This window comes from Microbaculum mangrovi, assembly GCF_051390635.1.
Taxonomy (GTDB): Bacteria; Pseudomonadota; Alphaproteobacteria; order Rhizobiales; family Tepidamorphaceae; genus Microbaculum.
Window position 1 is genome coordinate 26,695 of the sequence record NZ_JBPODT010000004.1, and the last position, 25,260, is coordinate 51,954.

The following is a 25,260-nucleotide window of genomic DNA, read 5'->3' on the forward strand; positions in this document are numbered from 1 at the left end:
TCTCCCTTCGCCGCCGCGCGGGCCGCCGGTGTCAGCCGGTCGCCCCGGCGGTCTCGTCGCGGCTCAATTCAACCTGCTTCAACAGCAGCTCGTTTCCGGACTTCAGATCAACCTTCCAGGTACCGCACCGGCCACACAGCAGCGCGTTCATCGCCACCTGCGACTCGACGCCGCAGCCTTCGCACCAGACCGTCAGCGGCGCTTCCTCGATCTCGAGCGTCGCGTTCGCCGCGATGGTGCCGCACCGGGCCTGCGCGAAGGCGCGCTCCAGCAGCGCGGGCTCGATGCCGGACAGCGGCCCGACCACGACGCCGATCCCGACGACCTCGCGGGCGCCGTTCCGCGCGGCCACGCGCTGCACTTCCCGCAACAGGCTCCGGCAGATCGCTAGCTCATGCACCGCCGCGCGCTTCTTCCTCCGCGGCGAGAACCTCGTCGAAGAGCGCCCACGCGCTCTGCGCGTCCGCCGCCGTCATCTTCTGGATCGCGTAGCCGACATGGACCATGACATGGTCGCCGGGGCCGACGTCCTCGTGCTGAAGCAGGAACAGGCTTACCGCGCGCTCGATGCCCTTGGCCTCGCACCGTGCCGTGAAGCCATCGCGCTCGACCACTCGCATGGGCACGGCCAGGCACATGACGGCCTCCTTCACGAAAAGTCTTCAAGCAACCAATTTTATTTGCTCGGTCAAGTATACCCACCATCGATGTTCGTCATCAATGATGGTGTCTTCGTGGCGCGCCCGTTTGCCGTCCCCGCCAGCGGTGAACTCCCGCCGGGCGGCACCGGATCGGCGTTCGCGTCGTCAGGGCGCTCGGCCGGCGGCAGGGTCGCCGCCGAGGGGGGGGCACTAGCGGGCCCCGCCCGCCTGCTGCAGCTCCTCGGCCATCTCCTCGCGCATCAGGAACTTCTGCGGCTTGCCGGTGACGGTCATCGGCAGGGCATCCTTGAAGCGGATGTAGCGGGGCACCTTGTAGTGGGCGATCGCGCCCCTGCAGTAGTCGCGGATCTCGTCCTCGCCGGCGCTCTCGCCCGGCTGCAGCACGATCCAGGCGGCAAGCTCCTCGCCGTATTTCTCGTCGGGCACGCCGAAGACCTGCACCTCGGCTATCTTGGGATGGCGGTAGAGAAATTCCTCTATCTCGCGCGGATAGATGTTCTCGCCGCCGCGGATGACCATGTCCTTGACCCGGCCGACGATGCTGCAATAGCCGCGCGCGTCGATCTCGGCGAGGTCGCCGGTATGCATCCAGCCGCCGACATCGATCGCCTCGCGGGTGCGCTCCTCGTCGTTCCAGTAGCCCCGCATGACCGAATAGCCGCGGGTGCACAGCTCGCCGCCGACGCCGACGTCGGCGGTCGCACCCGTTTCGTCGACGATCTTCACCTCCACATGCGGATGGATGCGGCCAACCGTGGAGACGCGTTCCTCCAGCCCGTCGTCGATGGCGGACTGGAACGAGATCGGGCTCGTCTCGGTCATGCCGTAGCCGATGGTGACCTCGGGCATGTGCATGTCCCGGACGACGCGGCGCATCACCTCGACCGGGCACGGCGCGCCGGCCATGATGCCGGTGCGCAGGCTGGAGACGTCGTGCGACCGGAAATCCGGGTGGTCGAGCATGGCGATGAACATGGTCGGCACGCCGTAGACGGCCGTGCAGCGCTCGGCCGAGACCGCCGCCAGCGTCTCGCCGGCGTCGAAGGCTTCCCCGGGAAACACCATGGACGCGCCCGCCGTGACGCAGCCGAGCGTGCCCAGCACCATGCCGAAGCAGTGATAGAGCGGCACCGGAATGCACAGCCGGTCGGATTCGCTGAATCCCATCGTCCGGACCGTGAACCAGGCGTTGTTGACGATGTTGTAGTGCGTCAGCGTCGCCCCCTTGGGCGCGCCGGTGGTGCCCGACGTGAACTGGATGTTGATCGGATCGTCGGGATCGAGCGCGCGGGTCACGGTGTCCAGGCGCATCTGCTGCGCCGGCCCGCCGATCTCGCAGACCTCCTCGAAGTTGAACATGCCCGGCGTCTTTTCCGAGCCCAGCCGGACGACGCTGCGCAGCGCCGGCAGCCGCTCGGCCCTGAGCGCGCCGGGCCGGCAGGCGGCCAGTTCCGGCGCCAGGGTGGCGATCATGCCGAGATAGTCGGATTTCCTGAACCGGTCGGCGGCGATCAGCGCCTTGCAGCCGACCTTGTTCAGCGCGTACTCGACCTCGGACAGCCGATAGGCCGGGTTGATGTTGACCATGATCAGGCCGATCCGCGCGGTGGCGAACTGAGTGATCAGCCACTCCGGGCGGTTGGGCGACCAGATGCCGATGCGGTCGCCCTTCTCCAGGCCGAGCGCGAGCAGGCCGCTGGCCAGCCGGTCGATCTCGCGATCGAGCTCGTAGTAGGTGAAGCGCCGGTTCGACGCGCGGAAGACGGCGGCCTCGCGCGGGCCGAAGCGCGACACCGTCTCAGCGAACATCTGCGGAATCGTCACCCGGCGCAGCGGCACCGACCGGTCGCCGGACACGTAGGACTTGCCGTCGACCGGCGCGACGACCGCCCCGCCCGACGCCTGGGCGGCGTCGTTGCGCTCGAACAGGCTGACGGACAGTTGTCCCGCCATCGATTCCGACAGGATGGTCATGGCATGTCCTCCCTAGACATGGCCCCTACATGGCGCGCCAGTCTCCCAGCGACTCGAAGGCACCGGCGGCGCGGTAGATGGTCGATTCCGCGTAGTGCCGGCCGATGATCATCATGCCCACCGGCAGGCCCTGGCTGAGGCCGACCGGCACGCTCATCGCCGGATGGCCCGAGGCGTCGAACGGGGCGGTGTTGCCGATCATCTCGAAGGCGCGCTGGATGTAGTTCGCCAGCGGATCGTCGGGCGCGGGCAGCGGCTGCGCCTTCATCGGCGTGGTCGGCATGATCAGCACGTCGTAGCGCGACAGCGCGTCGTCGTAGGCGGCCCGCAGCACGCGGCTCAGGTTCTGGGCCTTGGCGTAGTAGTGGCCGCGATAGTGCTTCTGCATGTACTCACCGACGAACATCGAGATCTTCAGGCTCTTCGACAGCTCGTTGGCGCGCGCGCGCCAGTTGGCGTGGTAGTCGAGCAGGCTGGTGACGTAGAGCCCCTCCCAGCCGGTGGCGAAGCCGTTGCCGTGCATCATGATGTCGGTCAGGCCCTCGAGCGCGATCGGCGTCCAGATCGCCGGGCCGGTCAGGTGCATCGGCACCGACACCTCCTCGACCGCCGCACCGAGCGAGCGGAATTTCTCGGCTGCCGCGCGCACCCGGTCGTCGACGTCGGCCTCGGATTCGGGGCGGCCGAAGCCCTCCCGGACCACGCCGATGCGCATGCCCGACACGCCCATGCCGACGGCCTGGGTGTAGCGGTCGACCTTCGGGCAGTACTGGCGCGGGTCGAGACCGTCCTCGCCGGCGATCACCTCCAGCAGCAACGCGTTGTCGCGCACGTTGGCGGTGATCGGGCCGGCGTGGTCGATGGTCGGCTCGATCGGCATGATGCCCGTATAGGGAACGAGGCCGTGGGTGCCCTTCATGCCGTAGGCGCCGCAGAAGGAGGCGGGCATGCGGACCGAGCCGCCCTGGTCGCCGCCGATCGCCATCTCCACCTCGCCGGCGCCGACGAGCGCGCCCGACCCGGACGAGGAGCCACCGGCGGAATAGCCGAGCCGGTAGGGGTTGTGGACAGGACCGGTGGCGTTGGTGTGGCTGCCGCCGGAGAGGCAGAAATACTCGCAGTGGGCCTTGCCGACGATGGTGCCGCCGGCATCGAGGATGCGGGTGACGACGGTGGCGTCGACGTCCGGCGTGTAGCCCTCCAGCGTCGAGGCGCCGTTCATCATCGGCACGCCGGCGAGGCACACGTTGTCCTTGAGCACGACCTTCCTGCCCTCGAGCGGGCCGGAGGCGGCGCCCTTCACCTCGGCCTTCACGTACCAGGCGTTCATCGGGTTCTCGGCGGCGGGCGGACGATAGCCGGGGGTGCGCGGATACTTCACCTTCGGCAGGTTGTCGGGCATTGCGTCGACGGCGTCGTAGGCCTTGAAGGTGTCCTCCATGATGGTGAGGTAGTCGAGGATCTCGCGGTCGCTCATCGACATGTGCAGGCCCGAGACGATGTCGCGCATCTGTTCCACGGTCGGTCGTCTGACGCTCATGAACGCCTCCATTGGCCGCGCCGGCGACGCACGGTCGCTCCGGGGCGCGGGGGATTTTTGTTGGCCGGGCCGTTCGGCCGGCATCGATTGGACGGGCGCCGCCCCATGGAGCGGCCCGGCACCGGCCGGCACCGCAGATACGGGGGCAAGCGCGGGCGCGTGTGCATGTGCGGGCGCGCCGCGGGTCTGGCGCACGGCGCCGAAGCCCAGGAAGGCCTCGATCTGGCTGACGTCGCGCACCGCCTCGCGGCCGAACTCCGCGGTGATCGCGCCGCGCTCCATCACCAGAACGCGGTCGGACAGGAGGCTCAGGAACTCGAAGTTCTGCTCCACCAGCAGGACGGTCAGGCCGCGTTGCCTGCGCAGCCTCAGGAGCGTCTCCTCGATCTCGTCGATGATCGAGGGCTGGATGCCCTCGGTCGGCTCGTCGAGGAGCAGGAACCAGGGATCGCCCATCAGCCCGCGGGCGAGCGCCAGCAGCTGCTGTTCGCCGCCCGACAGCGCGCCCCCCTCGCGGCCGAGCAGGGGCTTGAGGCGCGGGAAGTCGGCGAGCATGCGCTCGAGCGCGTCCGCCTCGCTGGCATCGCCGTGGTCGTGCCAGGCCAGCCGCAGGTTCTCGGCGACCGACAGCTTCGGGAAGATGCCGCGGCCCTGGGGGATGTAGCCGAGCCCGCGCAGCGCCCGGTCGTGCGGCTTGAGCCGGGTGATGTCCTCGTCGGCGAGCGCGACATGGCCGCCGCGGGCGGGCAGGAAGCCCATGATGGTCTTCAGAAGCGTCGACTTGCCCATGCCGTTGTGGCCGAGGATGCCGACGATCTCGTCATACCCGACGGCCAGATCGATGCCGTGCAGGACGGGAATGCGCCCGTAGCCCGCCGCCAGAGACCGAACCTCGAGGGCGGGATGGTCGGCGGGTGGGTGTTCCGGCGGGCTGTGCTGCAGCATGGGCCTCAGACCTTCTTGCCCAGGTAGACGTCGCGCACGCGCGGGTCGGTCATGATGGTGTCGACGTCGTCCTGCGCCAGGATGCGGCCCTGGTTGAAGACGGTGACCGTCTTGGCGATCGAGCGGATGAACTGCATGTCGTGCTCGACCACGACGATCGCGGCCTCCGCGTTCAGCTCGCCGATGAGCTCGGCCATGCGGGCGACCTCCTCGCCGGTCATGCCGGCGGCCGGCTCGTCGAGCAGGATCAGCCACGGCTCCATCGAGATGACGATGCCGAGCTCGACGCGCTGGCGCTCGCCGTGCGACAGGCGGCCGACGGTCGCCGACGCGATGGCGCCGAGCGACAGCCGGTCGATGGCGTCGTCGGCGAAGCGGCGCGCCCGCTCGCGCCCGTGGGTGCGATAGGCGGCGAGCCAGATGTTCTCGCGCACGCTCAGGCCGTCCATGACGCTGGGCACCTGCGTCTTGATGCCGATGCCGAGCCGGGCGATGGCGTGCGGGTCCCAGCCGGTGGTCTCCTCGTTCTCGATGAAGACGTGGCCGGCGGACGGCTTGAGCTGCCCCGTGAGGCACTTGAAGAACGTGCTCTTGCCCGCCCCGTTCGGCCCGATCAGGCAGCGCAGCTCGTGGCGCTCCAGGCTGAAGTCGACATTGTCGACGGCGGTGACGCCGCCGAACTGCATGGTGAGCCCGCGGGTCTCGAGGATGCTAGCCATTGAGCGCCTCGACTTCCTCGGCGACCCGGCGCGGGCGGCGATGGCGCCGCCGCCGGCGGCGCTTCGGCATCGCCCGGGATATCGCCAGGCCGATGCTCGGCACGATGCCGCGCGGCAGGAACAGCACCGACAGCGTCAGGATCAGCCCGAGGATCATCATGTTGTCGACGACGTCCTGCTGACCGAGCAGGAACTTGAGATAGGCCAGCGCCATCGCGCCGATGACCGGGCCGATCAGCGTGCCGAGGCCGCCGACGATGCACCAGATGATGATCTCGGCCGACTGGGCCAGCGAGAACATGCCGGGCGTGACGATCTCGGCCCAGTTGGCGAACAGCGTGCCCGCCAGGCCGGCGATGGCGCCGCCGACCGCGAACAGCACGGTCTTGCGGATGCGCACGTCGTAGCCCATCAGCTCGGCGCGGGACTCGTTTTCGCGGATGGCAACGGCGATGCGGCCGAAGGGGCTGGCCAGCAGCCAGCGCACCAGCGCGTAGACGATCAGGATCGCGACGACGCAGAACCAGTAGTAGTCGACGTCGTAGATGTAGGCGCCGGGATCGCCGGGCACATTCAGCGTCTGGAAGCCGGGGATGCCGTTGAAGCCACCGAGCCGGGCGGTGCCGATCACGTATTCCGGCCCGGCCGTCGAGTTCATGAACTTGAAGAAGATCAGGGTCACCACAAGGGTGATCACGCCGAGATAGACGTCCGACAGGCGGCCGTAGAACAGCATGGCGCCGAGGACGGAGGCGAAGGCGAAGGGAACGGCGATGCCGAGCAGGAACGGCACCGTGCTCTCGCCGATATTGATGGCGGCGATGGCGTAGGTGTAGGCGCCCAGACCGAAGAAGGCGGCCTGGCCGAAGCAGAGGATGCCGCCGAACCCCCAGATCAGCCCGAGACTGAGCGCCAGCATGCCGTAGATGATCAGCACCGTCAGCGTGTAGGTCTCGATCACCGCCGGGGCGACGACGAACAGGATCGCGGCGACGACGAGGACGGTGATCGCGCTCTTGAACTCCGACGCCACCATCACATGCCACCCTTGAAGAAGCGCCCGGTGATGCCCTGCGGCAGGAGCCTGAGCAGGACGACGGCGGCGACCAGCAGCGCCACCTCGCCCACGACCGGCGTGAACAGGAAGGTGAAGGACTGCGAGATCAGGCCGAACAGGGTGGCCGAGCTCGCAAGCCCGGCGATCACCGACGCGCCGCCGGAGATCACCGTGATGAAGGCCTTGGCGATGTAGGTCGCCCCCGTGGTCGGCACCAGGCCCACCAGCGGCGCGAGGATGCCGCCGGCAAGCCCGCTCAGCGCGGAGCCGGCGAAGAAGGTCAGCATGTAGATGCGGTCGGGATCGTAGCCGAGCGCCGAGGCCATGTCGGGGCGCTGCATGGCGCCGCGCGCGATCAGGCCGAAGCGGGTCAGCGACAGCGCCGCGTACATGGCGATCAGGATCACCGCCGCCACCAGCACGATGAACAGGTTGTAGCCGTTGACCTGGTAGTCGCCGAGCGCGAAGCCGGAGATCGGCGGCGAGATCCCGGTCGTGGTGTTGCCGAAGATCATGGTCGCCGCGCCGATGAAGAACAGGCTGAGCCCCCAGGTCGCCAGCATCGTGTCGATCAGCCGCCCGTAGAGGAAGCGGATCACCAGCCGCTCGACGATCAGGCCGATGACGCCGACGACGAGCGGGGCGACGATCAGCATCGCGACATAGACGTTGATGCCGGCCTTGGCGGCGACGATGGTGGCGTAGCCGCCCATCATCATGAACTCGCCGTGGGCCAGGTTGATGACCCGCATCATGCCGAAGACGACGGCCAGCCCGGCGCTGATCAGCACAAGCATGGCGATCGAATAGACGATCTCGATGGCTATGACGCCGGCCAGGTCCACCGCTTCCCCTCATCTCGTCCGTGCCGGGAAATCCCCGGTCGCTGTGACATGCCGCTCCGCGCAACTCCCATCCTTCGAGACGCGGCTTTGCCGCTCCTCTGGATGAGGTCGGAGTTTGTGACGGATCCCGAAACGCGGACACCCTCATGGTGAGGAGCGGGCGACAGACCGCGTCTCGAACCATGGGCGGCACGGAAGCGCCGGGCCGTGCGGCGGGCGGTGGCGGGTGCGGTTTCCAACGTCTCCATCCAGCTCGGGGTTTCCATCCAACGCGGGCCCGTTTCCGGGGGAACCTCTACCGTTCCGGCGTCCTGCCCGATCCGGCCTGGCCGATCGGGTCCCGGGGGGGGGGGGCCGCCGGCGGCGGCACCGGTACGGGGCGGGCCGAAAGCCCCGCCCCGCCGATGGCGATCAGTCGATCTTGATCTCGTACTGGGTGTTGTCGTCCGGATTGGCCTGCAGATCGCACACCGCCTGGGTGTCGATCGGCGGGCGCTGGTCGAAGTTCTCCAGGACTTTCATCTGCTGGTTCTCGAACTCCATCAGATGGACGTCGAGGGTGGCGTGATGGGTCTTGGGATCGATCGTCACCTTGCCGCCGGGCCCGACGATGGAGAGCCCGCCCTCGATCGCCTTGGTGATCGCCTCGGACCCGGTTCCCCCGCCCTGGCGGACCGCCTCGGCCCAGACCTGGATGCCCTGGTAGTTGGAGACCGCGATCTCGTGGATCAGGCTGGTGTCGCCGTACTTCTCGGTCCACGCGGTCTGGAAGGCCTGGTTCTCGGGCGTCTCGATCGCCGGGGCGTAGTTGTAGGCGACCAGGATGCCGTTGCCTTCCTCCGGGGTCAGCACCTTGTGCTCGTTGCCGACGCCCAGCGTCGTCGAGGCCAGCGGGATCTTGTCCTTCATGCCGGAGGCCGCCCACTGGCGGTAGAACGACAGATGGTTGCCGCCGACCAGCGCCGACAGGATCACGTCGGGCGCGGCCTGCTGGATCTTGGCGATGGCCGAGCCGAAGTCGGCGACGTCGAGCGGGAAGAAATCGGTCGAGACCGCCTCGCCACCGGCATCCTTGGCGTATTTCTCCATCCACCGCGCGGTGATCTGGCCGTAATTGTAGTCGGCCGCCAGGATGTAGACCTTCGGGCCCCATTTCTTGATCGCGGCGGGAACCAGCACCTCCACCTGCTGGGCCGGCGTGACGCCCGTCACCACGATGTTGCGGTCGCAGACGCCACCCTCGTAGAGCACGTTGTAGAAATACGGCATCTTGGCCTTGCGCAGGATCTGGCGGATCGCCTCGCGCGAGGCCGACAGGATGCCGCCGTGGACGACGTCGGTCTTGTCCTTGCGGGTCAGCTGCTGGGCGTACTGGGTGTAGAGCGCCATGTCCGACTGGGTGTCGTAGGACACGACCTCGATCTGCTGCCCGTTTAGGCCGCCGGCCGCGTTGATCTGGTCGACGGCGAGCCGCATCGCCATGTCCATCGGCTTGCCGTAGGCATCGAAGATGCCCGATGTATCGAGGATCGAGCCGAGCTTGATCGTTTCCGCCGCGCGCGCGCGGCCGACGATCGCGGGTGCCGCCAGGGCGCCGATGGTCAGGGCGACGCCCCCCTTCAGCACCGAACGCCTGTTGATGTTAGTCATTCCAGTTCTCCCTGCTGGTCCGGATGTTCGTTGCAGTAGTCCGCTGTTGCGTTGACGCGCCCGGGTGTTGCGTTGACGCGCCCGGGCTACCGTGTCTCCGCTCGTCCCCGCGGGGACAAGCGGGGAAAGGAACGTGCCAGTCCGGTTCGACCCGATGCATCGTCAGTCGTCTTTCTTGGCGACGCGCTGCGCCGCGGTCGCCCGCCCGGCGGCGTCGGCGGTGCGGCCGCCGATCTGCGGATCGAACTCGAGGCCGATCTCGTCGCCGATCTTCTTCATCAGCGGCAGCTGCACCGACATGCCGAGGATCGATTCGAGCGCCTGGTTGAACGGCGAGGTCGCGCCCTGGCCGCCGCCGGAGCCGTTGCCCAGTCCCGCGATCTGATTGATGCGGATCGAGTCGATCTTCTCGACCGGCTTCATCATCTGCGCGGTGATCTCGGGCAGGCGGTCGAGCTTGTGCATCTCCAGGCGGGCGGCGAGCACGGCGTCGGACTGCTGGTTCTCCGCCTCGATCTGGGCGCGACGGCCGACCGCTTCGGCGACGAGGCGGTCGCGCTCGCCGTCGCCGCGGACAGCGGCCGCCTGGCCCTCGGCCTTGGCCACCGAAAGCAGCGAGGAGACCTGCGACTTGACCCGTCTTTCGTCGACCTCCGCCTCCTGCGCGGCCTTGACGAGCGCGAGCTTGCGGGCGCGCTCGGCGGCGGCGATATCCTTCGCGGTCTGCACGGTTTCCTGCGCCTCGATCACCTTGCCGCGGGCGGACTCGGTCTTGGCCTGCTGCAACGTCTCCTCGGCGCGCTTGGCGGCGACGAGGATGGCGTTGTCGAGCTTGCGGGTCTCGACCTCGGTCAGCGCCTCCATCTCGCGCTTGCGCAGGTGCAGGTCGCGCTCGATCTCGGCCTGCTTGATCTCGCGCTCGCGCTCGATGCGCGCTTCCTCCGAGACACGGTTGGAGGCGGCCCGCGCGGTCTCGATCTCGGCATCGGCGTGAAGCCTGCGCTGCTCGACGTCGACGCGCTTGGCGATCTCCGTCTCCTCTTGCTGGCGCTCGATGGCGAGCCGCTCGCGTACGCCTTCGAGCTGGCGCTTGCGGATGGCGATGTCGGTCTCGGTCTCGATGTCGATGCGCGCCCTGCGGTTTTCGGAGATCACCTCGGCGAGGCGGCGCATGCCGACCGCGTTGAAGGCGTTGGAATCGTCGAGCGCGGAAAACGGCGTCTGATCGAGCCGGACGAGGGAGACCGAATCGACCATCAGGCCGGAACTGTCGAGCTTGCCGGCAAGCCGCTCGGCGACGGCGGCGACGAAGCCGCTGCGGTCCTCGTGCAGCCCGTCCATGGTGCGCACCGCGACCTCGGCCTGCACCGCGTCGACGAGATTGGGGGCGAGCAGCACCTGCATCTCGTCCTCGCGGAAGGCCTTGGCGCCCAGCGCCTGGGCGGCCCGCGCGATGCCCTCCTCGCTCGGCTGGACGCGGACGTGGAACTCCAGCGCCATGTCGACGCGGAGCCGGTCGGCGGTGATCAGCGCCTGCGCGCCGGCGCGCTCGATGGTAAGCCGCATCGCGCGCATGTTCATGCGGTCGACCTTGTGCAGGAACGGCCAGGCCATGGCACCGCCGTCGATGACGATGCGGCGGCCGCCGGCGCCGGTGCGGATCAGCGCGGTATCGCGTGACGACTTCACGTAGAACCGGTTCAGGATCGCTATGACGATCGCGATCACGACGATCAGGACGACGAGCGACAGGAACCAGACCACCCCAGCCTCCACGTTTCGTAACCCGACCGGGTACGGCATCGGTCCGGGTCGGGCATCCTTCCGGGCGCCCCGTTCGGGAGGGGCCGGGCCCGGCGGATTTATTTGAATTGGAAAATGACTAGCGTTATTTATTTTCCAATTCAAGCATTATTGGTGGGCACGATGCATACGCAGCTGCACACGCAGCGGGCAGGGAGAGGGTATGGCGGGGCAGGAAACCGAAGCCGACGGCAGACGACCGGGCGGCGACCGAACCGACGCGACAGACGACGCGCGAGCCGACATTTTCCGTGCCGGAATCCGGTCAGGCGAGCTCGCCGAGGATGGCGAACTGGTGGCCGTCGGCGCGGGACAGGTAGATCGTTAGGTCCTTGCGGTCGTTGGAGATGTAGGCGCCCGATCGGGCGCTGCGGTAGCGGATCGGCCCCGGACCGCGGCCACGGACCTCGTTGGCCCGCATTTCCGCATAGAAATGAACACCTTCGTAGAGCGACTGGCCGAGGGCGTTGAGAACCGGCGGATGGGCGTCGTGGCAGGCGCGGTACCGCTCCTTGAAGGCCTCGTTCGGGTCGGTCTTCAGCGCCGAGAAGTAGCCCGACGCCACGAAGAGCCGCTTGGTGTTCTCCTCGCCGGTGGCCAGCAGCACGTTCTCGTCGACGGCGGTCGACAGCCGGAACATCCTGCGGTCAAGGTCCATGGCCCCGAAGGCCCGGTTGAACTCGACCGCGTCCTGGCCGACCAGCGAAACCAGCACGATGTCCGGTTTTGCCCGGGCGATCCTTTCCGCTAGCCACTCGGCGTTCTTCAGGCCGAACGGCACGTAACCGTCGAAAACCACGGTGCCGCCGCATTCGCCGATGCGCTTGCGCGCAACCGCGTGGGAGGAGCGCGGCCAGACGTAATCGTTGCCGATCAGCGCCCAGTTCCGCACCTTCAGCGTCTCGGTCAGGTTGCGGATCGCCGGCTCGAGCTGGTCGGCGGGCGTCTCGCCGATGGCGAAGACGTTGGGGGAATGCTCGTTGCCCTCGTAGAGCGGCGTGTAGACGTAGGGAATGCGGCCGGCGACGATCTTGTTGAGGCGCTGGCGCACCGAGCTGACATTCATACCGACGATGGCCGCGACCGCCTTTTCCTGGATCAGGCCGGCAACCTCGGCTTCCAGCGCACTCACATTTCCGTCATCGGAATCGAGGAAATAGGGCACCAGTCGCGAGCCGGCGATGCCGCCGGCCTCGTTGACCTCGGCCACCGCAATCTGGGCACACGAAATGCAGGACGGCCCCCAGATCCCGGCCGATCCGCTCATCGGCGCGAGAACCGCGATCACCTGCTCGCCGCGTTCCGCTCTTTCGGAGCGTGCGGTCCCCCCCTCGATTCGAAGGGCTAACTTTTCCATGCAGCCCCTGCTTCTTATCGCCCCGATCCGCACTGGAAATGTGCGGCCGGTGGCTTATTTCATTTTCCGATTTAAGCATGTTATGAGCAAACCTATTCGGACGCAATTCGATGGGTCGTGCCGGGTAGGCAGCCCGGGTATCGAGGAAACGGCTAGGGAAAATGCGCGCGGACAATCTGACGTATCTGGTAGCCAGGATTCATCGGTTCCTGCACAATCGCCTCGAGGAATGCATGCAAAAGGCCGGCGTTTCGGTCGAACAGTGGCGGGTTCTCTACGCGCTACGCGACCGCGAAGGACGCTCCATGGGCGAACTGGCCACGACCGTTCTGATGAATCATCCCGCACTGACCAAAATGATCGACCGGATGGTCGCCAACGGACTTGTCCACCGGGCCCCGGACGAGAACGACCAGCGCCGCGTACTCGTCTACATTACCGATCGCGGCAGCGCCCAGCTCGACGAGCTGTCGCGCAAGGTCAAAACGCACGAGACGGAAATGCGCGCGCTGATCGGTCCGACCAACGCGAAAGCGATCGAAGCGCTCCTGGAAAACGCCACCGTCGCAGGCGCCGACAAAGCGGAAAGTGTCTAGGGGACGACCGGGGCGGGCTCCAACCCGCTCCGCCCGGCAGGAAACGGTGGCGTTATCTCAGGCCTCGGGCCTCAGGCCTCAGGCGGACCGCGCTCGATCACACGTGACCGGCCGGCACCATTCAATCCCTTGTAAATCTCTGGGACTTCATGACAAAATTCCGGTCGTATTGCATTAATCGAGGTGCAGACGTCCAGCCGGACCGACCGCGATGTCAGCATTTCGCAAATGGACGGCCAGTTTCTTCCTGATCGTCGCCGGCGCGCTCACGATCCTTGCGGCAGAGCCCGCAACCGCAGGCAGCGTATCGGTACGCATCGACATTTCCGAACAGCGGATGCATGTGAGCGTCGGCGGCAGGCCTGCCTATACGTGGAAGGTGTCGACGGCGCGGCGCGGATACCGGACGCCGATCGGGAATTTTCGCCCCAAGCGGCTCGAACGCACCTGGTATTCCACCCGCTACAACGGCTCGCCGATGCCGAACTCGATTTTCTTCTACGGCGGCTACGCCATCCACGGCACATACGAGGTCCGCAATCTCGGCCGCCCGGTCTCCCATGGCTGCGTCCGGCTCGCCCCCCAGAATGCCCGCACGCTTTTCGACCTCGTCCTGAAACACGGCCGGGGAAGCACGCTGATCACCGTCGTGCGCTGACCGGTTCGGCCGAGCGGCTCTAATCGTTCGGGATTATCACCAGCATCGAGGCCGGCAGGGACGTGCGGTTGACGATCTCGCGGCGCTCGCCGGGTGCCAGCCGACAGGAATCGAGCGGTCCGAGAACCGTCTCGCCGTCGTCGGTCATGACCGTCAACTGTCCGGAGAGGGCGACATAGACCTTTTCGATATCCGAGGCGCCGGATTCGGCGCCACCGCCGGGCAGGAAATGCGACAGGCCGACCCAGAAGGCACCGGTATCGCTGGCTTCCTTGCCCTGCAGACGCAGGCCGACCATGCCGGAGTGGCCGGGCGCATGATAGGGTCTGGCGTCGGCGATACGGGTCACCCTCATCCGGCTTCCGTCTTCCCTTTCCGGGCCCGTTCGATCGCCACCAAGGTTTCGCGCAGGCGCTTGTGGACCGCCTCCGCGGTTTCCGGCGTCCACGTCCGGAAGCCTTCTCCGGTCTTCATGCCGAGTTTTCCTTCCTCGACCTTGCGGACGAGAAAGGGATGGGGATGCGGCGTGTTGTCGAGGGAGGGCATCAGCGTTTCGTGGATGTTGCGCGTGAGATCGAGACCGACGAGATCGGACTGCTCCATCGGACCGAGCACACCCATGCGACTGCCGAAGCCGAACTTGACCACATCGTCGATCGTCTCGGCATCGCAGATACCGGCGGCGACCATGGCGATCGCCTCTCGTTTCATCGCATGCTGCAGGCGATTGCCGATGAAACCGGGAATGTCCTGGCGCACATGGACCGGATGACGGCCGGCCTCGCGCAGGAGGCCGATAACCCATTCGACGGCCGGCAGGTTCTCATCGGCGATCTGCGACACCTCGACCAGCGGAACGAGATGCGGCGGGTTCCAGAAATGGGTCCCGACCACACGGGACTTGTCCCTGACCGTCTCGGAGACGACCGAGATCGGGATTGCCGAGGTGTTCGAAGCGAGGATCGCGTCCGGCCGCGTGATGCGTTCCAGTTCCGCGAACAGAGCCTGCTTGAGCGACACGTTCTCCGGCGCGGCCTCGACGACGAGACCGGCGTCGCCGACGCTGAAGGCGAGGTCTGTAGCCGCCTCGATCCTGCGAACAGCCGCGCGGTCGTCGTCGAGAAGGTCGGCAATCGCCTCCAGCCGCGCAGACAGCGTGCGCAGGATCGCGGGCTCGGGCTCGTAGACCGCAACGGGATGGCCGGCGCGGGCGAACAGATAGGCTATGCCGTGTCCCATCAGGCCGGCACCGACAACGCCTATCTTCGGTTTCGTCGTCATGGCTACAACCCGCCCTTTTCATCCCGCAGTATAGCCGCCGTCGACATACATTATCTGGCCGGTGCAGAAGTCCGAAGCCGGGGATAGCAGGTACAGCGCCATTCCCATCAGATCCTCCGGCTCGCCGAGCCGCCCGAGCGGTATGCGCGACAGCGAGCGCTTGCGGGTTGCCTGCCCCACCTCGTCGTCGCTCCACATCCACGCCGTGAGCTTCGAGCGAAACACGGTCGGCGCGATAGCGTTAACGGTGATGCCATATTGCGCCCACTCCGTGGCAAGCACACGCGTCAGCGCGTCCGTCGCGCCCTTGGAGGTGCAATAGCCGGTATAGCCGGAGTAATTGCCGTGGCGCCCGCGCACCGACGACATCTGCAACACCTTTCCCTTCACCCCATTGGCGATCCACCAGCTGCCGACGGCCTTGGCCATCAGCCAGGGGCCGCGCACGTTGGCGTCCATCACCGTCTGCCATTCCTCGAGCGGCTGATCCTGGATGAAGCCGGCCTTGTTGTAGCCCGACCCGATCACGAGCTGATCGATGCGGCCAAACGTCTCGAGCGCGGCGTCGCGGATCGCCTCGGCATCCTCCGGTGAATCGGGACGGCGGACGACAGTGATGGCCTCGGCGCCAGACCTGGCGACCTCGGCGACTTCGGCAGCCACCGCGTCGAGGTCTACCCTCGCGCCCGAGGCGAGCACCAGGTTGGCGCCGAGCGAGGCGAGCGTCAGGGCGCAGGCCCGGCCGAAGGCCCCGGAGGCACCGGTGACGACCGCGACCTTGCCGGTGACATCGAACAGAGACAGCGGATTGCGGAGCGGTTCGGAGATCGTCATCGCCCGGGCCCTTGGTCACCGGTCTCGAAACGGAAGGCCTGGTCGGGGTCGACGACGGCGACGACGCGGACACCGCAGCCCTCTCCGTCCGGCCAGCGCCAGGGGAAGGCCATTAAGGTGCAGCGCCGGCCGGTGACCTCGTCCAGATCGCCGCCGACATTCTCGATGCCCGGAATGCCGCCCTTCACCATCAGTGTCTTGTGCGCGATCTCCCAGTAAGGGAAGTCCTTCATCACATCGCGGCCGGTTTCGTTGCGGTATTCCTCCATTAGGTGCGGGTGCGAGGGGCCCGGGCCATGATCGACGAGCTTGGTGCCGAGCGGATGATCGAGCGCCTGAACGTCGACGCCGACCATCTTCACCCGTCTTTCAACCAGCCATTCCGCCGCTTCTTCGTAGAGGCCCGGCGAATAGGCGTAATACTCGTCGGAATCCGCGAGTTTCCTATGCATGCCGGTATTGATCATCACGATATCGCCTTCGCGGATCGCCGGCGTAGCGGTCTCGAGATCCTCCGCGGTGATGATCCCCCATTTGCCCTTGGGGATCGAGACGGCGACGCCCGTGCCGAAGAAGCGCCACAGCGGATATCCGGTCAGCGACGGCGTGTTCTCCCTGACATGCAGCGGCGCGTCCATGTGGGTCCCGCGATGCATGATGCCCTCGAACTCGGTCTCGTAGACGCCGTCCTTGGCGTGGAACTTCCTAACCGCGACGTTGACGCCGGGCGAGGACGGCCATTCCGGCATACCGTGGCCCCAGCGGTGGGACAGGTTGTAGAACCGCAATCCGCTCGTGCCGGTCATTGTCCCGCCTTTCTCACCTGGCCGTGCCGGCGTCGATCCGGCAGGTGCCTGAGGGGTCGATGATGGCGACGAAGCGGACGACGCAGGCATCGCCTTCCATCCAGTTCCACGGGTAGCACTGGAAGGTCGCGCGCCTGCCCGATAGCTCGGCGATGTCGCCGCCGACATTCTCGATGGTCGGAATGCCGGCGCCGAGCAGCGCCTTGTGCGCCGGATTCCAGTCGGGAAAATCGGCCTTCGGGTCGCGTCCGGTTTCGGCGGCGTATGTTCTCGGGAGCCGGTTCATCAACGGCCCGCCGCGATGCAGGCCCAGCGAAGTCGCCAGCGGATGGTCGACCTGCGGCGTATCGACGGCGACGAGCTTCACGTCCTTGCCGACCAGCCAGCCGGCGGCGGCGTGCGACAGGCCGGGGCTGTCGCCGAAATATTCGAGACTGTCGGCATAGCGCGCGTGCCACCCGGTGTTGATCACCACGATGTCGCCGGCCTGGATGGCCGGTAGAGCGGACTGGAGATCGGCGGGCTCGACGAACTCCCACCGGTCTTTCGGGATGCGCACGATCACGCCGTTGCCGAAGAAACGGTCGAGGGCGATGCCGCCGACACCGATACCCTTCTGGATCAGATGGACCGGCGCGTTCAGGTGCGTCCCCGAATGCATCACCATCCGGATGCGATGGGCCATGACGCCGTGCTGGGCATGTTTCACCGTGCGGCGCAGGTGAACGTCCTCGTGCCCCGGCATCGACGGCGTGCCGTGCCCCCATTGGTGGCTGAGCTCGTAGAACTGCAGACCGGTGGCCGGATCGGTCACCGCGGGCATGTGCGCCTCCCCGCTGCATCGAAAGGTCTCGTCCCGGCCGCTTCGCCGGCTCCCCACGTCCGCATTCCAGCAACCCAGGCAGGACGGAGCCAATACAATCGGCACCCAGATCCATAACTTTCAGTTATATTGTTTGCCGCCTATCCAGAGAACGCGGCATTCGTTGGACAAATAGTGCGACGATCAGGGGCGGAGTGCATGGACTCGCGGCTGCTCAGATACTTCCTCGCCGTCTACGAGAGCCACGGCATCAGCGCCGCGGCGGACGACCTCAGGATCAGCCAGCCGGCGCTGACCAAGAGTATCCAGAAGCTTGAAGCCGATGTCGGCGCACGGCTGTTCGAGCGCAGGCCGGGCGGCGTGGTGCCGACCCGCTATGCGGATATCCTGGCCCGGCGGGTGCGGCTGATGGACATCGAATACCGGCACGCCATCGCCGAGATCGAGGCGGCACGCGGCGGTCGCGAGTGACTGATCCGGATCGGCGCCGGTCCGGCCTGGTACTCATGCTTCCTGCCGGACATCGTAAGGACATTTCTCCAAGGGTGGCCGGAAACCCGTGTCCGCGTCGAGGCCGGCGTCATCTCGACCCTGATCCCGGCACTGGCGGCAGGCGAATACGACATCGTCTGCGCGTCACTCGACTTCCCCGACATCGCCGGCATCGCCAAGGAGGCGATGGTCAATCTGCGGCACGTGGTAATCGGTTCGCAGACACACCCGATGGCGGGGCGCGGGCGCGTCGAGGCCACCGATATCGCCGGCAGTCCGTGGGTGGTGCTGGCGAACGACCATGTCGGCACGGGGCGGATCTGGTCCTATTTCGCGGCGCAGGGCTGCGCCCCGCCGCCGATCGCGATCGAGACCGTATCACCCACCTTCATGTACGAGATGGTGGCGCGCGGCCCCTACATCGCGCATATCCCCGAAGTCATGCTCGCGCAGGCCGCGCGACACGGCGCGACGACGCTGTCAGTGCCCGGCACGTTCTGGGAAACACCGGCGGGGATCGTCTATCGGCAATCCGGCAACCGGTTGCCGGCGCAGACGCGGTTCATAGAAGCCATCCGCGACGCCATGCACCGGCGGCCGGGATCCGCGCAATGATCCGAGCTTGTTCGCTTTATGCCGCGCCTGGTGAACCAGCTCAGAAACTCTGGACCGCGTGCCCGCGGTGAAGCGGCATCGACCGGGACGACGTCAGCTACGGATCGGGATCGGTCGTGGGTCCTCGGCCTCGACATCGACATCGACATCGATCGGGCCGGGGTCGAGCAGATCGGCGACGGTGTGAAACGCCGCGACCACGTTGTCCTGTTCGGCGCGGGACAGGGCCGCGAAGCGCCGGCTGAATCCTTCGCTGAACAGCGGCGGTGCATCGGCGAGAATGCGGTTGCCATCGTCGGTCAGTGCCGTGTGAACAATGCGCCGGTCGGTGGCGCTGCGCCGACGCGTCACCAGTCCCCGGCTCTCCAGCTTGTCGAGAATGGTCACGGTGGTGGCCGCACTGAGATCGGCATGTTTCGACAACGCCGCCGTCGTCACCTCGCCCAGTTCCCGTACCGCCTGCAGGATGACGATCTGCGGAATGGTGAGCCCCGTTTCCCGCGCGACCCTCTTCGAGCGCATGTCGATGGCGCGCACGATGCGCCGGATCGACTTCATCACCTTGGCCGCGCCGTCATGCTCAACCGGGCGTTTCTCGCTCAACCTGCTTCTCCATTCGTGGGAAGAAAACCGTTACAGAACGAATAATTTGATTTCAAATGATTTTGCATTACATAGTGTCGCGTCGTCAGCGCGGGAACACCCCGCGCTTTGTTTTTCCGCGGGTTGTTTCTCGGCCGGGCGGCACGTGCCGCCGACGGTCGGATACCGACCCGCCAATGACGGAGACAACTGCCTGGGATGTGTGGAATCGCCGGAGAAATTCGCTTTGACGGGACATTCGCCGACGCCAACGCGGTGTCGCGCATGACGGAGGCCCTGGCGCCGCGCGGGCCGGACGGCAGCGGCGTCATAGCGCAGGGGCCCGTCGCCTTCGGACACCGGCGGTTGAAGATCATCGACCTGTCCAACAAGGCCGGTCAGCCGATGACCGATCCCGAACTCGGCCTCACCATCGTCTTCAACGGCTGCATCTATAACTACCCGGAGCTGCGCGCCGAGCTCGAAGCCAAAGGCTACCGGTTCTTCTCGCACGGCGACACGGAAGTGATCCTCAAGGCCTTCCATGCCTGGGGCGATGCCTGCGTCGAGCGTTTCCACGGCATGTTCGCCTTCGCCATCGTGGACCGCGACTCCGGCATCGTGACGCTCGCGCGCGACCGGTTCGGCATCAAGCCGCTCTACTACGCCGAGACGGACAAGGCGCTGCGCTTCGCCTCCACGCTGCCGGCCCTGCTCGAAGCCGGGGACGTCGACACCGCGATCGACCTCGCGGCCCTGCACACCTACATGACCTTCCACGCCGTCGTGCCGCCGCCGCGCACGATCCTGAAGGGCGTGCGCAAGCTGCCGCCGGCGACGATACGGCGCCTCACGCCCGACGGAGCGACAACGGATCGCGTCTACTGGGCGCCGCCCTACGACCGCATACCCGGCGAAGGCAACGTCAGCCGGGAGGAATGGCGCGACCGGGTGCTGGAGGCGCTGCGCACCGCCGTCCGCCGCCGCATGGTCGCCGACGTACCCGTCGGGGTGCTCCTGTCCGGCGGCGTCGATTCCAGCGTCATCGTCGGACTGCTCGCCGAGGAAGGCCAGACCGGGCTGTCGACCTTCTCGATCGGCTTCGAGGAAGCCAAGGGCGAGAAAGGCGACGAGTTCGTCTATTCCGACCTGATCGCCAAGACCTTCTCGACCGACCACCACAAGATCTTCGTGCCGTCGTCCGACCTGATGGCGGCGCTGCCCGAGACGATCCACGCCATGTCGGAGCCGATGGTGTCCTACGACAACATCGGCTTCTACCTGCTCAGCCGCGAGGTTTCGAAGCACATCAAGGTCGTGCAGTCCGGCCAGGGCGCGGACGAGATATTCGGCGGCTATCACTGGTATCCGCCGCTGGCCAGCTCGAATGACGTTGTCTCGGACTACGCCAGGGTATTCTTCGACCGCAGCCACCAGACGCTCAAGACCCAGCTCGCCGACGGCTGGATCGCCGACACCGACGTCAGCCGCGACCTCGTCGCCGAGCACCTGATGCGGCCGGGCGCGGCGACGCCGGTCGACCGGGCACTGCGGCTCGACAGCCAGGTCATGCTCGTCGACGATCCGGTCAAGCGGGTCGACAACATGACCATGGCCTGGGGGCTGGAGGCACGCGTGCCGTTCCTCGACCACGAGCTGGTGGAACTGGCGGCGACGATCCCACCCGACTTCAAGCTCGCCGAAAACGGAAAGGGCGTCCTCAAGGACGCCGCGCGGCTGGTCGTGCCGAGCGAAGTGATCGATCGCAAGAAAGGCTACTTCCCCGTTCCGCAGCTAAAGTACATCGACGGCCCCTATCTCGATCTCGTTCGTGACGCACTCGGGTCGCGGGCGGCCCGCGAACGCGGTATGTTCCGGGGGGAGTACCTGGAGAGCCTTTTCACGGAGCCGACGGAACACATTACGCCTTTGCAGGGATCGGAACTGTGGCAAGTCGCGTTACTGGAAATGTGGCTTCAGTCTCACGGCATCTGAAGGTGAACCATGTCTGACCGCAAGCAACGCGACGCGTCACCCCACCGCGGCGGGCGGGAGCACGGCACCCGAGACGCCTACACCCACCGTCTAAGGCGAATGCGAGACCAGAGTCTGAAGCCGCCGATAGACCAGGGCGACAATCAGCCCCACGCGAAGCCGGATTTCTCGCTGAACTGCGGCTGGGGCCGCCTGATCTTCGGTCAGACCTTCGCCGATCCGGAGACGCTGATCACGACGCTGCAGGCCGAGCTTCCCGACCGGCGCGATATCGCGATCTATGTGCGCGATCCGCACGTCCTGCTCTCGAACGCGCCGCAGGATGTCTTTCTCGACCCCTCGCACACCTATCGACTCACGCTTGCGACCTATCGCGCATCGCGCCGCTCGCCGAAGGGCTTCTTCGTCCGCCGGCTGACATCGCAGTCGGACGCCGAGGCAATCAACCGGATCTACGCGTCGCGCGGCATGGTCACCGTGCCTCCGGAGTTCTTCTGGACACAGCGCGACGCCCGGTCGATCTCCTATTTCGTCGCCGAGGACGATGTAACGGGCGAGATCCTCGGCACGGTCATGGGGGTCGATCACTACCGCGCCTTCGATGATCCCGAGCGCGGTGCGTCGCTTTGGTGCCTGGCCGTGGACCCTCAGGCGCGCCAACCGGGTGTCGGCGAGGCGCTGGTGCGCCGGCTCGCGGAATACTTCGCCGCGCGCGGCTCGTCCTTTCTCGACCTGTCGGTGATGCACGACAACGATCAGGCGATTGCGCTCTACGAGAAGCTCGGTTTCGAGCGCGTGCCGTTTTTCACGGTCAAGCGCAAGAACCCGATCAACGAAACGCTCTACGCCGGCCCCGATGTCGACAGCGATCTCAACCCGTATGCCAAGATCATCGTCAAGGAGGCGCGCCGGCGCGGCATTCATGTCGAGGTCACCGATGCCGAGGGCGGGTTCTTCCGGCTGTCGCATGGCGGCCGGTCGATCCACTGCCGCGAGAGCCTGACGGAACTGACTTCCGCCGTCGCCATGTCGATCTGCGACGACAAGGCCGTCACCCGGCGCTTCGTCGCGGCAGCCGGCGTGCGCGTGCCCGAGCAGATCTCCGCCGACGACGGCGACAATGCGATCGAGACCTTTCTCGACCGGCATGGAAAGGTGGTCGTGAAGCCGGCCCGCGGCGAACAGGGACGCGGCATCGCCGTCGGCCTGTCGACGCCGAAGGACGTGACCGCGGCCATCGAAACAGCCCGCTCCGTGTCGGACGCGGTGCTGCTCGAAGAATACGTCGCCGGAAACGACCTTCGCCTGATCGTCATCAACTACCGGCTTGTCGCCGCCGCCGTTCGGCGCCCCGCCTTCGTGGTGGGAGACGGCCGGCGCGCGATCCGTGATCTGATCGAGGCGCAGAGCCGCCGCCGTGCGGCCGCGACCGGCGGAGAGTCCGCGATCCCGCTCGACGCGGAAACCGAGCGCACCATCCGCGAGGCCGGATACGACGTCGAGGCCGTGCTTCCGGAGGGCGAAGAGCTCCAGGTTCGCAAGACGGCGAACCTCCATACCGGCGGGACGATCCACGACGTGACCGATTCCGTCCACCCGACCCTGGTGGGTGCCGGGATCAAGGCGGCCCGCGCCATCAACATCCCGGTTGTGGGCATCGACCTCATGGTCAAGTCGCCGCGCGAGCCGGACTACGCCTTCATCGAGGCGAATGAACGACCGGGTCTCGCCAACCACGAACCGCAGCCGACGGCCGAACGGTTCGTGGATCTTCTCTTTCCGCTGTCGATGCCGGCCAGTGTTCGCCAGGCCGTCGCCGACAGCGCGGACCTCAGAGGCTGATCGATGTCACGGCTAGCGATCGACGCGGACTACATTTCCGAGATCCTGAAGCAGCTCCTCGATATCCCCAGCCCGACGGGATACACCGATCCGGTCGTCCGGTTCGTATCCACGGAACTGGAAAAGCTCGGGCTCGACGTCGAGATGACGCGGCGTGGTGCCATCCGCGCCATCCGGCCGGGCCGGAAGCAGCAGGGCGCACGGGCCATCGTCTCCCATCTCGATACGCTCGGCGCTCAGGTAAAGGCCTTGAAGGAGAACGGCCGCCTCGCGGTCGTTCCGATCGGACACTGGTCGGCCCGCTTCGCCGAGGGCGCACGGGCAACCGTGTTCGCCGAGAAGGGCGGCTACCGCGGCACCATTCTGCCGCTCAAGGCTTCGGGCCACACCTACAACGACCAGGTCGACAAGATGCCGGTCGGCTGGGACTACGTGGAGATGCGCGTCGACGCGCTCGCCCGCGACGCGGCCGATCTGGAAAAGCTCCGCATAGACGTCGGCGACATCGTCGCGATCGACCCGCAGCCGGAATTCCTCGACAACGGTTTCATCGTCTCGCGCCACCTCGACAACAAGGCCGGCGTGGCGGTGATGCTTGCCGCCCTGAAGGCATTGCAGGACGAGGAGACCGTCACGCCCGTCGACATCCACTGGCTGTTCACGATCGCCGAAGAGGTCGGCGTCGGCGCGTCGTCGATCCTCACCTCCGACATCGCCTCCATGGTCACCGTCGACAACGGCACGACGGCACCGGGTCAGAATTCGGCCGAGTTCGGCGTGACCATCGCCATGGCCGATCAGACCGGCCCGTTCGACTATCACCTCACCAAGAAGCTCGTGGAGCTGTGCCGGACCAACGACATCCGCTTCCAGAAGGACGTGTTCCGCTACTACCGGTCGGATTCGGCGAGCGCCATCGAAGCCGGCGCCGATGTCCGCACCGCGCTCATCACCTTCGGCGTCGACGCCTCGCACGGCTACGAGCGGATCCACATGCACGCGCTGCGGTCGCTCGCCGAACTGGTGACCGCCTACGTGTCGAGCCCGGTCGCGATCAAACGCGATTTCGAGGAGACGGCCGATGCGAAAGGCTTCACCAGGCAGCCGACCGAGGACGCCAAGCAGCGGCTGTCGCCGAAGGCCGCGAACAAACTGCTGGATTCATAGCGACACGGGACGCACCGACGCGCACTACCGCTAAGGGCGGTGGTCCGTGTCGCCGGCGCCGATCTGGAACACGCGGCTCACCGAAATGTCCTCGGCGGCGATCGTGCAGAGCTGCTCGGCCGTCACCGGTCCCTCGGCGGCCTCGAAGATCCGGTTGGCCTGGCGCAGGCGCGCGCGGTCTAGCGCATTGCGGATCGAGCGCGCGTTGGCGAAATGCGGCTGGTGCCGGCGCAGCTCGATGTATCGCGACATCACCTCCTTCGCCGCCGGGGCGAGGTGGTAATTCTGGTCGGCGAGCAGCGTCTCGGCGATCCGGAACAGCTCCTCGTTCGAGTAGTCGGGAAAGTCGATGTGATGGGCGATGCGTGAGCGGAAGCCGGGATTGCTGGCGAAGAACTTGTCCATCCGGTCGGCATAGCCGGCGAGGATGACGACGAGGTCGTCGCGCTGATTCTCCATAACCTGCAGCAGAATCTCGATGGCCTCCTGGCCGTAGTCGCGCTCGTTGTCGGGCCGATAGAGATAGTAGGCCTCGTCGATGAACAGCACGCCGCCCATCGCCTTCTTCAGGACCTCCTTGGTCTTGGGCGCGGTGTGGCCGATATACTGGCCGACGAGATCGTCGCGGGTCACCGAGACGAGATGACCCTTGCGGACGTAGCCGAGACGGTGCAGCAGATCGGCCATCCGCAGCGCCACCGTCGTCTTGCCGGTGCCGGGATTGCCAGTGAAGCTCATGTGCAGGGTCGGCGTCTCGTGAACGAGACCCATGCGCTTGCGCGCACGCTCGACGAGCAGCAGGGCGGCGATCTCGCGGATGCGCTGCTTGACCGGCTTCAGGCCGACCAACTCCCGGTCGAGTTCCTCGAGGATCTCGCCGACGCCCGACTCGCGATAGTCCGCGGCGAGATCGACGCTGGTGACCGGCTCCTGCCCGGGTTCAGCGGCGGGGTCCTGCGTTTCGCCCCCCTCGCCGGCCTTGTGGCCGGCCAGCGCGTCGGCGAGATGGTTCGACAT

24 protein-coding genes are annotated in these 25,260 nt (G+C 66.7%); 7 read left to right on the forward strand and 17 right to left on the reverse strand.

What is annotated here, in order from left to right; translation table 11 throughout:
* Positions 1 to 31: 31 nt before the first annotated feature.
* The 10 genes from ACSF9G_RS16935 to ACSF9G_RS16980 form a co-directional block, all read right to left on the reverse strand.
* Positions 32 to 352: a hydrogenase maturation nickel metallochaperone HypA/HybF gene (locus ACSF9G_RS16935; RefSeq protein ID WP_436643303.1), complete on the reverse strand. Its 321-nt coding sequence runs from the start codon at positions 350 to 352 to the stop codon at positions 32 to 34.
* Positions 353 to 392: 40 nt separating this feature from the next.
* On the reverse strand, positions 393 to 653 hold the full coding sequence (locus ACSF9G_RS16940; protein ID WP_436643304.1) for a HypC/HybG/HupF family hydrogenase formation chaperone: 261 nt from the start codon (positions 651 to 653) through the stop codon (positions 393 to 395).
* 198 nt (positions 654 to 851) lie between these two features.
* Positions 852 to 2,636, reverse strand: a complete 1,785-nt coding sequence (locus ACSF9G_RS16945; protein WP_436643305.1) for an AMP-binding protein — start codon at positions 2,634 to 2,636, stop codon at positions 852 to 854.
* Between the two features lie 25 nt (positions 2,637 to 2,661).
* On the reverse strand, positions 2,662 to 5,121 hold the full coding sequence (locus ACSF9G_RS16950; protein ID WP_436643306.1) for an amidase: 2,460 nt from the start codon (positions 5,119 to 5,121) through the stop codon (positions 2,662 to 2,664).
* 5 nt (positions 5,122 to 5,126) lie between these two features.
* Positions 5,127 to 5,840 carry an ABC transporter ATP-binding protein gene (locus ACSF9G_RS16955; protein WP_436643307.1) on the reverse strand — a complete coding sequence of 238 codons (714 nt, stop codon included), beginning with the start codon at positions 5,838 to 5,840 and terminating at the stop codon, positions 5,127 to 5,129.
* Positions 5,833 to 6,876, reverse strand: a complete 1,044-nt coding sequence (locus ACSF9G_RS16960) for a branched-chain amino acid ABC transporter permease (RefSeq protein ID WP_436643308.1) — start codon at positions 6,874 to 6,876, stop codon at positions 5,833 to 5,835. Before ACSF9G_RS16960 ends, ACSF9G_RS16955 begins: the two co-directional genes overlap by 8 nt.
* On the reverse strand, positions 6,876 to 7,742 hold the full coding sequence (locus ACSF9G_RS16965; protein ID WP_261617027.1) for a branched-chain amino acid ABC transporter permease: 867 nt from the start codon (positions 7,740 to 7,742) through the stop codon (positions 6,876 to 6,878). The genes ACSF9G_RS16960 and ACSF9G_RS16965 overlap by 1 nt, the downstream gene beginning before the upstream one ends.
* A 411-nt stretch (positions 7,743 to 8,153) precedes the next feature.
* The gene (locus tag ACSF9G_RS16970) at positions 8,154 to 9,392 is read right to left on the reverse strand and encodes an urea ABC transporter substrate-binding protein (protein WP_436643309.1); all 1,239 of its coding nucleotides are present in this window, start codon (positions 9,390 to 9,392) and stop codon (positions 8,154 to 8,156) included.
* 162 nt (positions 9,393 to 9,554) lie between these two features.
* Positions 9,555 to 11,156 (reverse strand): flotillin family protein, encoded by a 1,602-nt coding sequence (locus ACSF9G_RS16975; protein WP_436643310.1) that lies wholly within the window; start codon positions 11,154 to 11,156, stop codon positions 9,555 to 9,557.
* Positions 11,157 to 11,460: 304 nt separating this feature from the next.
* On the reverse strand, positions 11,461 to 12,552 hold the full coding sequence (locus ACSF9G_RS16980) for a substrate-binding domain-containing protein (RefSeq protein ID WP_436643311.1): 1,092 nt from the start codon (positions 12,550 to 12,552) through the stop codon (positions 11,461 to 11,463).
* 161 nt (positions 12,553 to 12,713) lie between these two features.
* On the opposite strand from ACSF9G_RS16980, the gene ACSF9G_RS16985 reads away from it, so the two are divergent.
* Positions 12,714 to 13,148: a MarR family winged helix-turn-helix transcriptional regulator gene (locus ACSF9G_RS16985; RefSeq protein WP_436643312.1), complete on the forward strand. Its 435-nt coding sequence runs from the start codon at positions 12,714 to 12,716 to the stop codon at positions 13,146 to 13,148.
* Between the two features lie 211 nt (positions 13,149 to 13,359).
* Complete coding sequence (locus ACSF9G_RS16990) at positions 13,360 to 13,806, forward strand: L,D-transpeptidase (RefSeq protein ID WP_436643313.1); 447 nt, start codon at positions 13,360 to 13,362, stop codon at positions 13,804 to 13,806.
* A 19-nt stretch (positions 13,807 to 13,825) separates the two neighbouring features.
* On the opposite strand, the gene ACSF9G_RS16995 is transcribed toward ACSF9G_RS16990, so the two are convergent.
* From ACSF9G_RS16995 to ACSF9G_RS17015, 5 genes are read right to left on the reverse strand one after another with little or no spacing between them, the layout of a single operon-like run.
* Positions 13,826 to 14,161 (reverse strand): cupin domain-containing protein, encoded by a 336-nt coding sequence (locus ACSF9G_RS16995; protein WP_436643314.1) that lies wholly within the window; start codon positions 14,159 to 14,161, stop codon positions 13,826 to 13,828.
* Positions 14,158 to 15,087: a 3-hydroxyacyl-CoA dehydrogenase family protein gene (locus tag ACSF9G_RS17000; RefSeq protein ID WP_436643315.1), complete on the reverse strand. Its 930-nt coding sequence runs from the start codon at positions 15,085 to 15,087 to the stop codon at positions 14,158 to 14,160. The genes ACSF9G_RS16995 and ACSF9G_RS17000 overlap by 4 nt, the downstream gene beginning before the upstream one ends.
* 18 nt (positions 15,088 to 15,105) lie before the next feature.
* Positions 15,106 to 15,921 (reverse strand): SDR family NAD(P)-dependent oxidoreductase, encoded by an 816-nt coding sequence (locus tag ACSF9G_RS17005; protein ID WP_436643316.1) that lies wholly within the window; start codon positions 15,919 to 15,921, stop codon positions 15,106 to 15,108.
* Positions 15,918 to 16,727: a cyclase family protein gene (locus tag ACSF9G_RS17010; protein WP_436643317.1), complete on the reverse strand. Its 810-nt coding sequence runs from the start codon at positions 16,725 to 16,727 to the stop codon at positions 15,918 to 15,920. Before ACSF9G_RS17010 ends, ACSF9G_RS17005 begins: the two co-directional genes overlap by 4 nt.
* A 13-nt stretch (positions 16,728 to 16,740) precedes the next feature.
* Positions 16,741 to 17,550: a cyclase family protein gene (locus ACSF9G_RS17015; RefSeq protein ID WP_436643318.1), complete on the reverse strand. Its 810-nt coding sequence runs from the start codon at positions 17,548 to 17,550 to the stop codon at positions 16,741 to 16,743.
* 198 nt (positions 17,551 to 17,748) lie between these two features.
* Between ACSF9G_RS17015 and ACSF9G_RS17020 the strand changes: the two genes are divergently transcribed.
* Both ACSF9G_RS17020 and ACSF9G_RS17025 read left to right on the forward strand, forming a co-directional pair.
* On the forward strand, positions 17,749 to 18,021 hold the full coding sequence (locus ACSF9G_RS17020) for a LysR family transcriptional regulator (RefSeq protein WP_436643319.1): 273 nt from the start codon (positions 17,749 to 17,751) through the stop codon (positions 18,019 to 18,021).
* Between the two features lie 9 nt (positions 18,022 to 18,030).
* Positions 18,031 to 18,657 carry a LysR substrate-binding domain-containing protein gene (locus ACSF9G_RS17025; RefSeq protein ID WP_436644020.1) on the forward strand — a complete coding sequence of 209 codons (627 nt, stop codon included), beginning with the start codon at positions 18,031 to 18,033 and terminating at the stop codon, positions 18,655 to 18,657.
* A gap of 93 nt (positions 18,658 to 18,750) precedes the next feature.
* Here ACSF9G_RS17025 and ACSF9G_RS17030 read toward each other — a convergent pair whose 3' ends face one another.
* Positions 18,751 to 19,260, reverse strand: coding sequence for a MarR family winged helix-turn-helix transcriptional regulator (locus ACSF9G_RS17030; protein WP_436643320.1), 510 nt, complete (start codon positions 19,258 to 19,260; stop codon positions 18,751 to 18,753).
* A 198-nt stretch (positions 19,261 to 19,458) separates the two neighbouring features.
* On the opposite strand from ACSF9G_RS17030, the gene ACSF9G_RS17035 reads away from it, so the two are divergent.
* The 3 genes from ACSF9G_RS17035 (at position 19,459) to ACSF9G_RS17045 (ending at position 24,243) form a co-directional block, all read left to right on the forward strand.
* Positions 19,459 to 21,234, forward strand: a complete 1,776-nt coding sequence (locus tag ACSF9G_RS17035) for an N-acetylglutaminylglutamine amidotransferase (protein ID WP_436643321.1) — start codon at positions 19,459 to 19,461, stop codon at positions 21,232 to 21,234.
* Positions 21,235 to 21,333: 99 nt separating this feature from the next.
* On the forward strand, positions 21,334 to 23,076 hold the full coding sequence (gene ngg, locus ACSF9G_RS17040) for an N-acetylglutaminylglutamine synthetase (RefSeq protein ID WP_436643322.1): 1,743 nt from the start codon (positions 21,334 to 21,336) through the stop codon (positions 23,074 to 23,076).
* A 3-nt stretch (positions 23,077 to 23,079) separates the two neighbouring features.
* Entirely contained in the window at positions 23,080 to 24,243 is a 1,164-nt protein-coding gene (locus ACSF9G_RS17045) for an osmoprotectant NAGGN system M42 family peptidase (protein WP_436643323.1), read from the forward strand.
* Positions 24,244 to 24,273: 30 nt separating this feature from the next.
* Here ACSF9G_RS17045 and cbbX read toward each other — a convergent pair whose 3' ends face one another.
* Positions 24,274 to 25,260, reverse strand: coding sequence for a CbbX protein (cbbX, locus tag ACSF9G_RS17050; protein ID WP_436643324.1), 987 nt, complete (start codon positions 25,258 to 25,260; stop codon positions 24,274 to 24,276).

Coding starts and splice junctions, on each gene's coding strand:
- ACSF9G_RS16980 (WP_436643311.1), bottom strand. CDS start 12,552: ATGGAAAAGTTAGCCCTTCGAATCGAGGGGGGGACCGCACGCTCCGAA.
- ACSF9G_RS16960 (WP_436643308.1), bottom strand. CDS start 6,876: ATGGTGGCGTCGGAGTTCAAGAGCGCGATCACCGTCCTCGTCGTCGCC.
- ACSF9G_RS17035 (WP_436643321.1), top strand. CDS start 19,459: ATGTGTGGAATCGCCGGAGAAATTCGCTTTGACGGGACATTCGCCGAC.
- ACSF9G_RS16990 (WP_436643313.1), top strand. CDS start 13,360: ATGTCAGCATTTCGCAAATGGACGGCCAGTTTCTTCCTGATCGTCGCC.
- ACSF9G_RS17020 (WP_436643319.1), top strand. CDS start 17,749: ATGGACTCGCGGCTGCTCAGATACTTCCTCGCCGTCTACGAGAGCCAC.
- ACSF9G_RS16995 (WP_436643314.1), bottom strand. CDS start 14,161: ATGAGGGTGACCCGTATCGCCGACGCCAGACCCTATCATGCGCCCGGC.
- ACSF9G_RS16950 (WP_436643306.1), bottom strand. CDS start 5,121: ATGCTGCAGCACAGCCCGCCGGAACACCCACCCGCCGACCATCCCGCC.
- cbbX (WP_436643324.1), bottom strand. CDS start 25,260: ATGTCGAACCATCTCGCCGACGCGCTGGCCGGCCACAAGGCCGGCGAG.
- ngg (WP_436643322.1), top strand. CDS start 21,334: ATGCGAGACCAGAGTCTGAAGCCGCCGATAGACCAGGGCGACAATCAG.
- ACSF9G_RS17010 (WP_436643317.1), bottom strand. CDS start 16,727: ATGACCGGCACGAGCGGATTGCGGTTCTACAACCTGTCCCACCGCTGG.
- ACSF9G_RS16955 (WP_436643307.1), bottom strand. CDS start 5,840: ATGGCTAGCATCCTCGAGACCCGCGGGCTCACCATGCAGTTCGGCGGC.
- ACSF9G_RS17000 (WP_436643315.1), bottom strand. CDS start 15,087: ATGACGACGAAACCGAAGATAGGCGTTGTCGGTGCCGGCCTGATGGGA.
- ACSF9G_RS16970 (WP_436643309.1), bottom strand. CDS start 9,392: ATGACTAACATCAACAGGCGTTCGGTGCTGAAGGGGGGCGTCGCCCTG.
- ACSF9G_RS17015 (WP_436643318.1), bottom strand. CDS start 17,550: ATGCCCGCGGTGACCGATCCGGCCACCGGTCTGCAGTTCTACGAGCTC.
- ACSF9G_RS16945 (WP_436643305.1), bottom strand. CDS start 2,636: ATGACCATCCTGTCGGAATCGATGGCGGGACAACTGTCCGTCAGCCTG.
- ACSF9G_RS17005 (WP_436643316.1), bottom strand. CDS start 15,921: ATGACGATCTCCGAACCGCTCCGCAATCCGCTGTCTCTGTTCGATGTC.
- ACSF9G_RS16985 (WP_436643312.1), top strand. CDS start 12,714: ATGCGCGCGGACAATCTGACGTATCTGGTAGCCAGGATTCATCGGTTC.
- ACSF9G_RS17045 (WP_436643323.1), top strand. CDS start 23,080: ATGTCACGGCTAGCGATCGACGCGGACTACATTTCCGAGATCCTGAAG.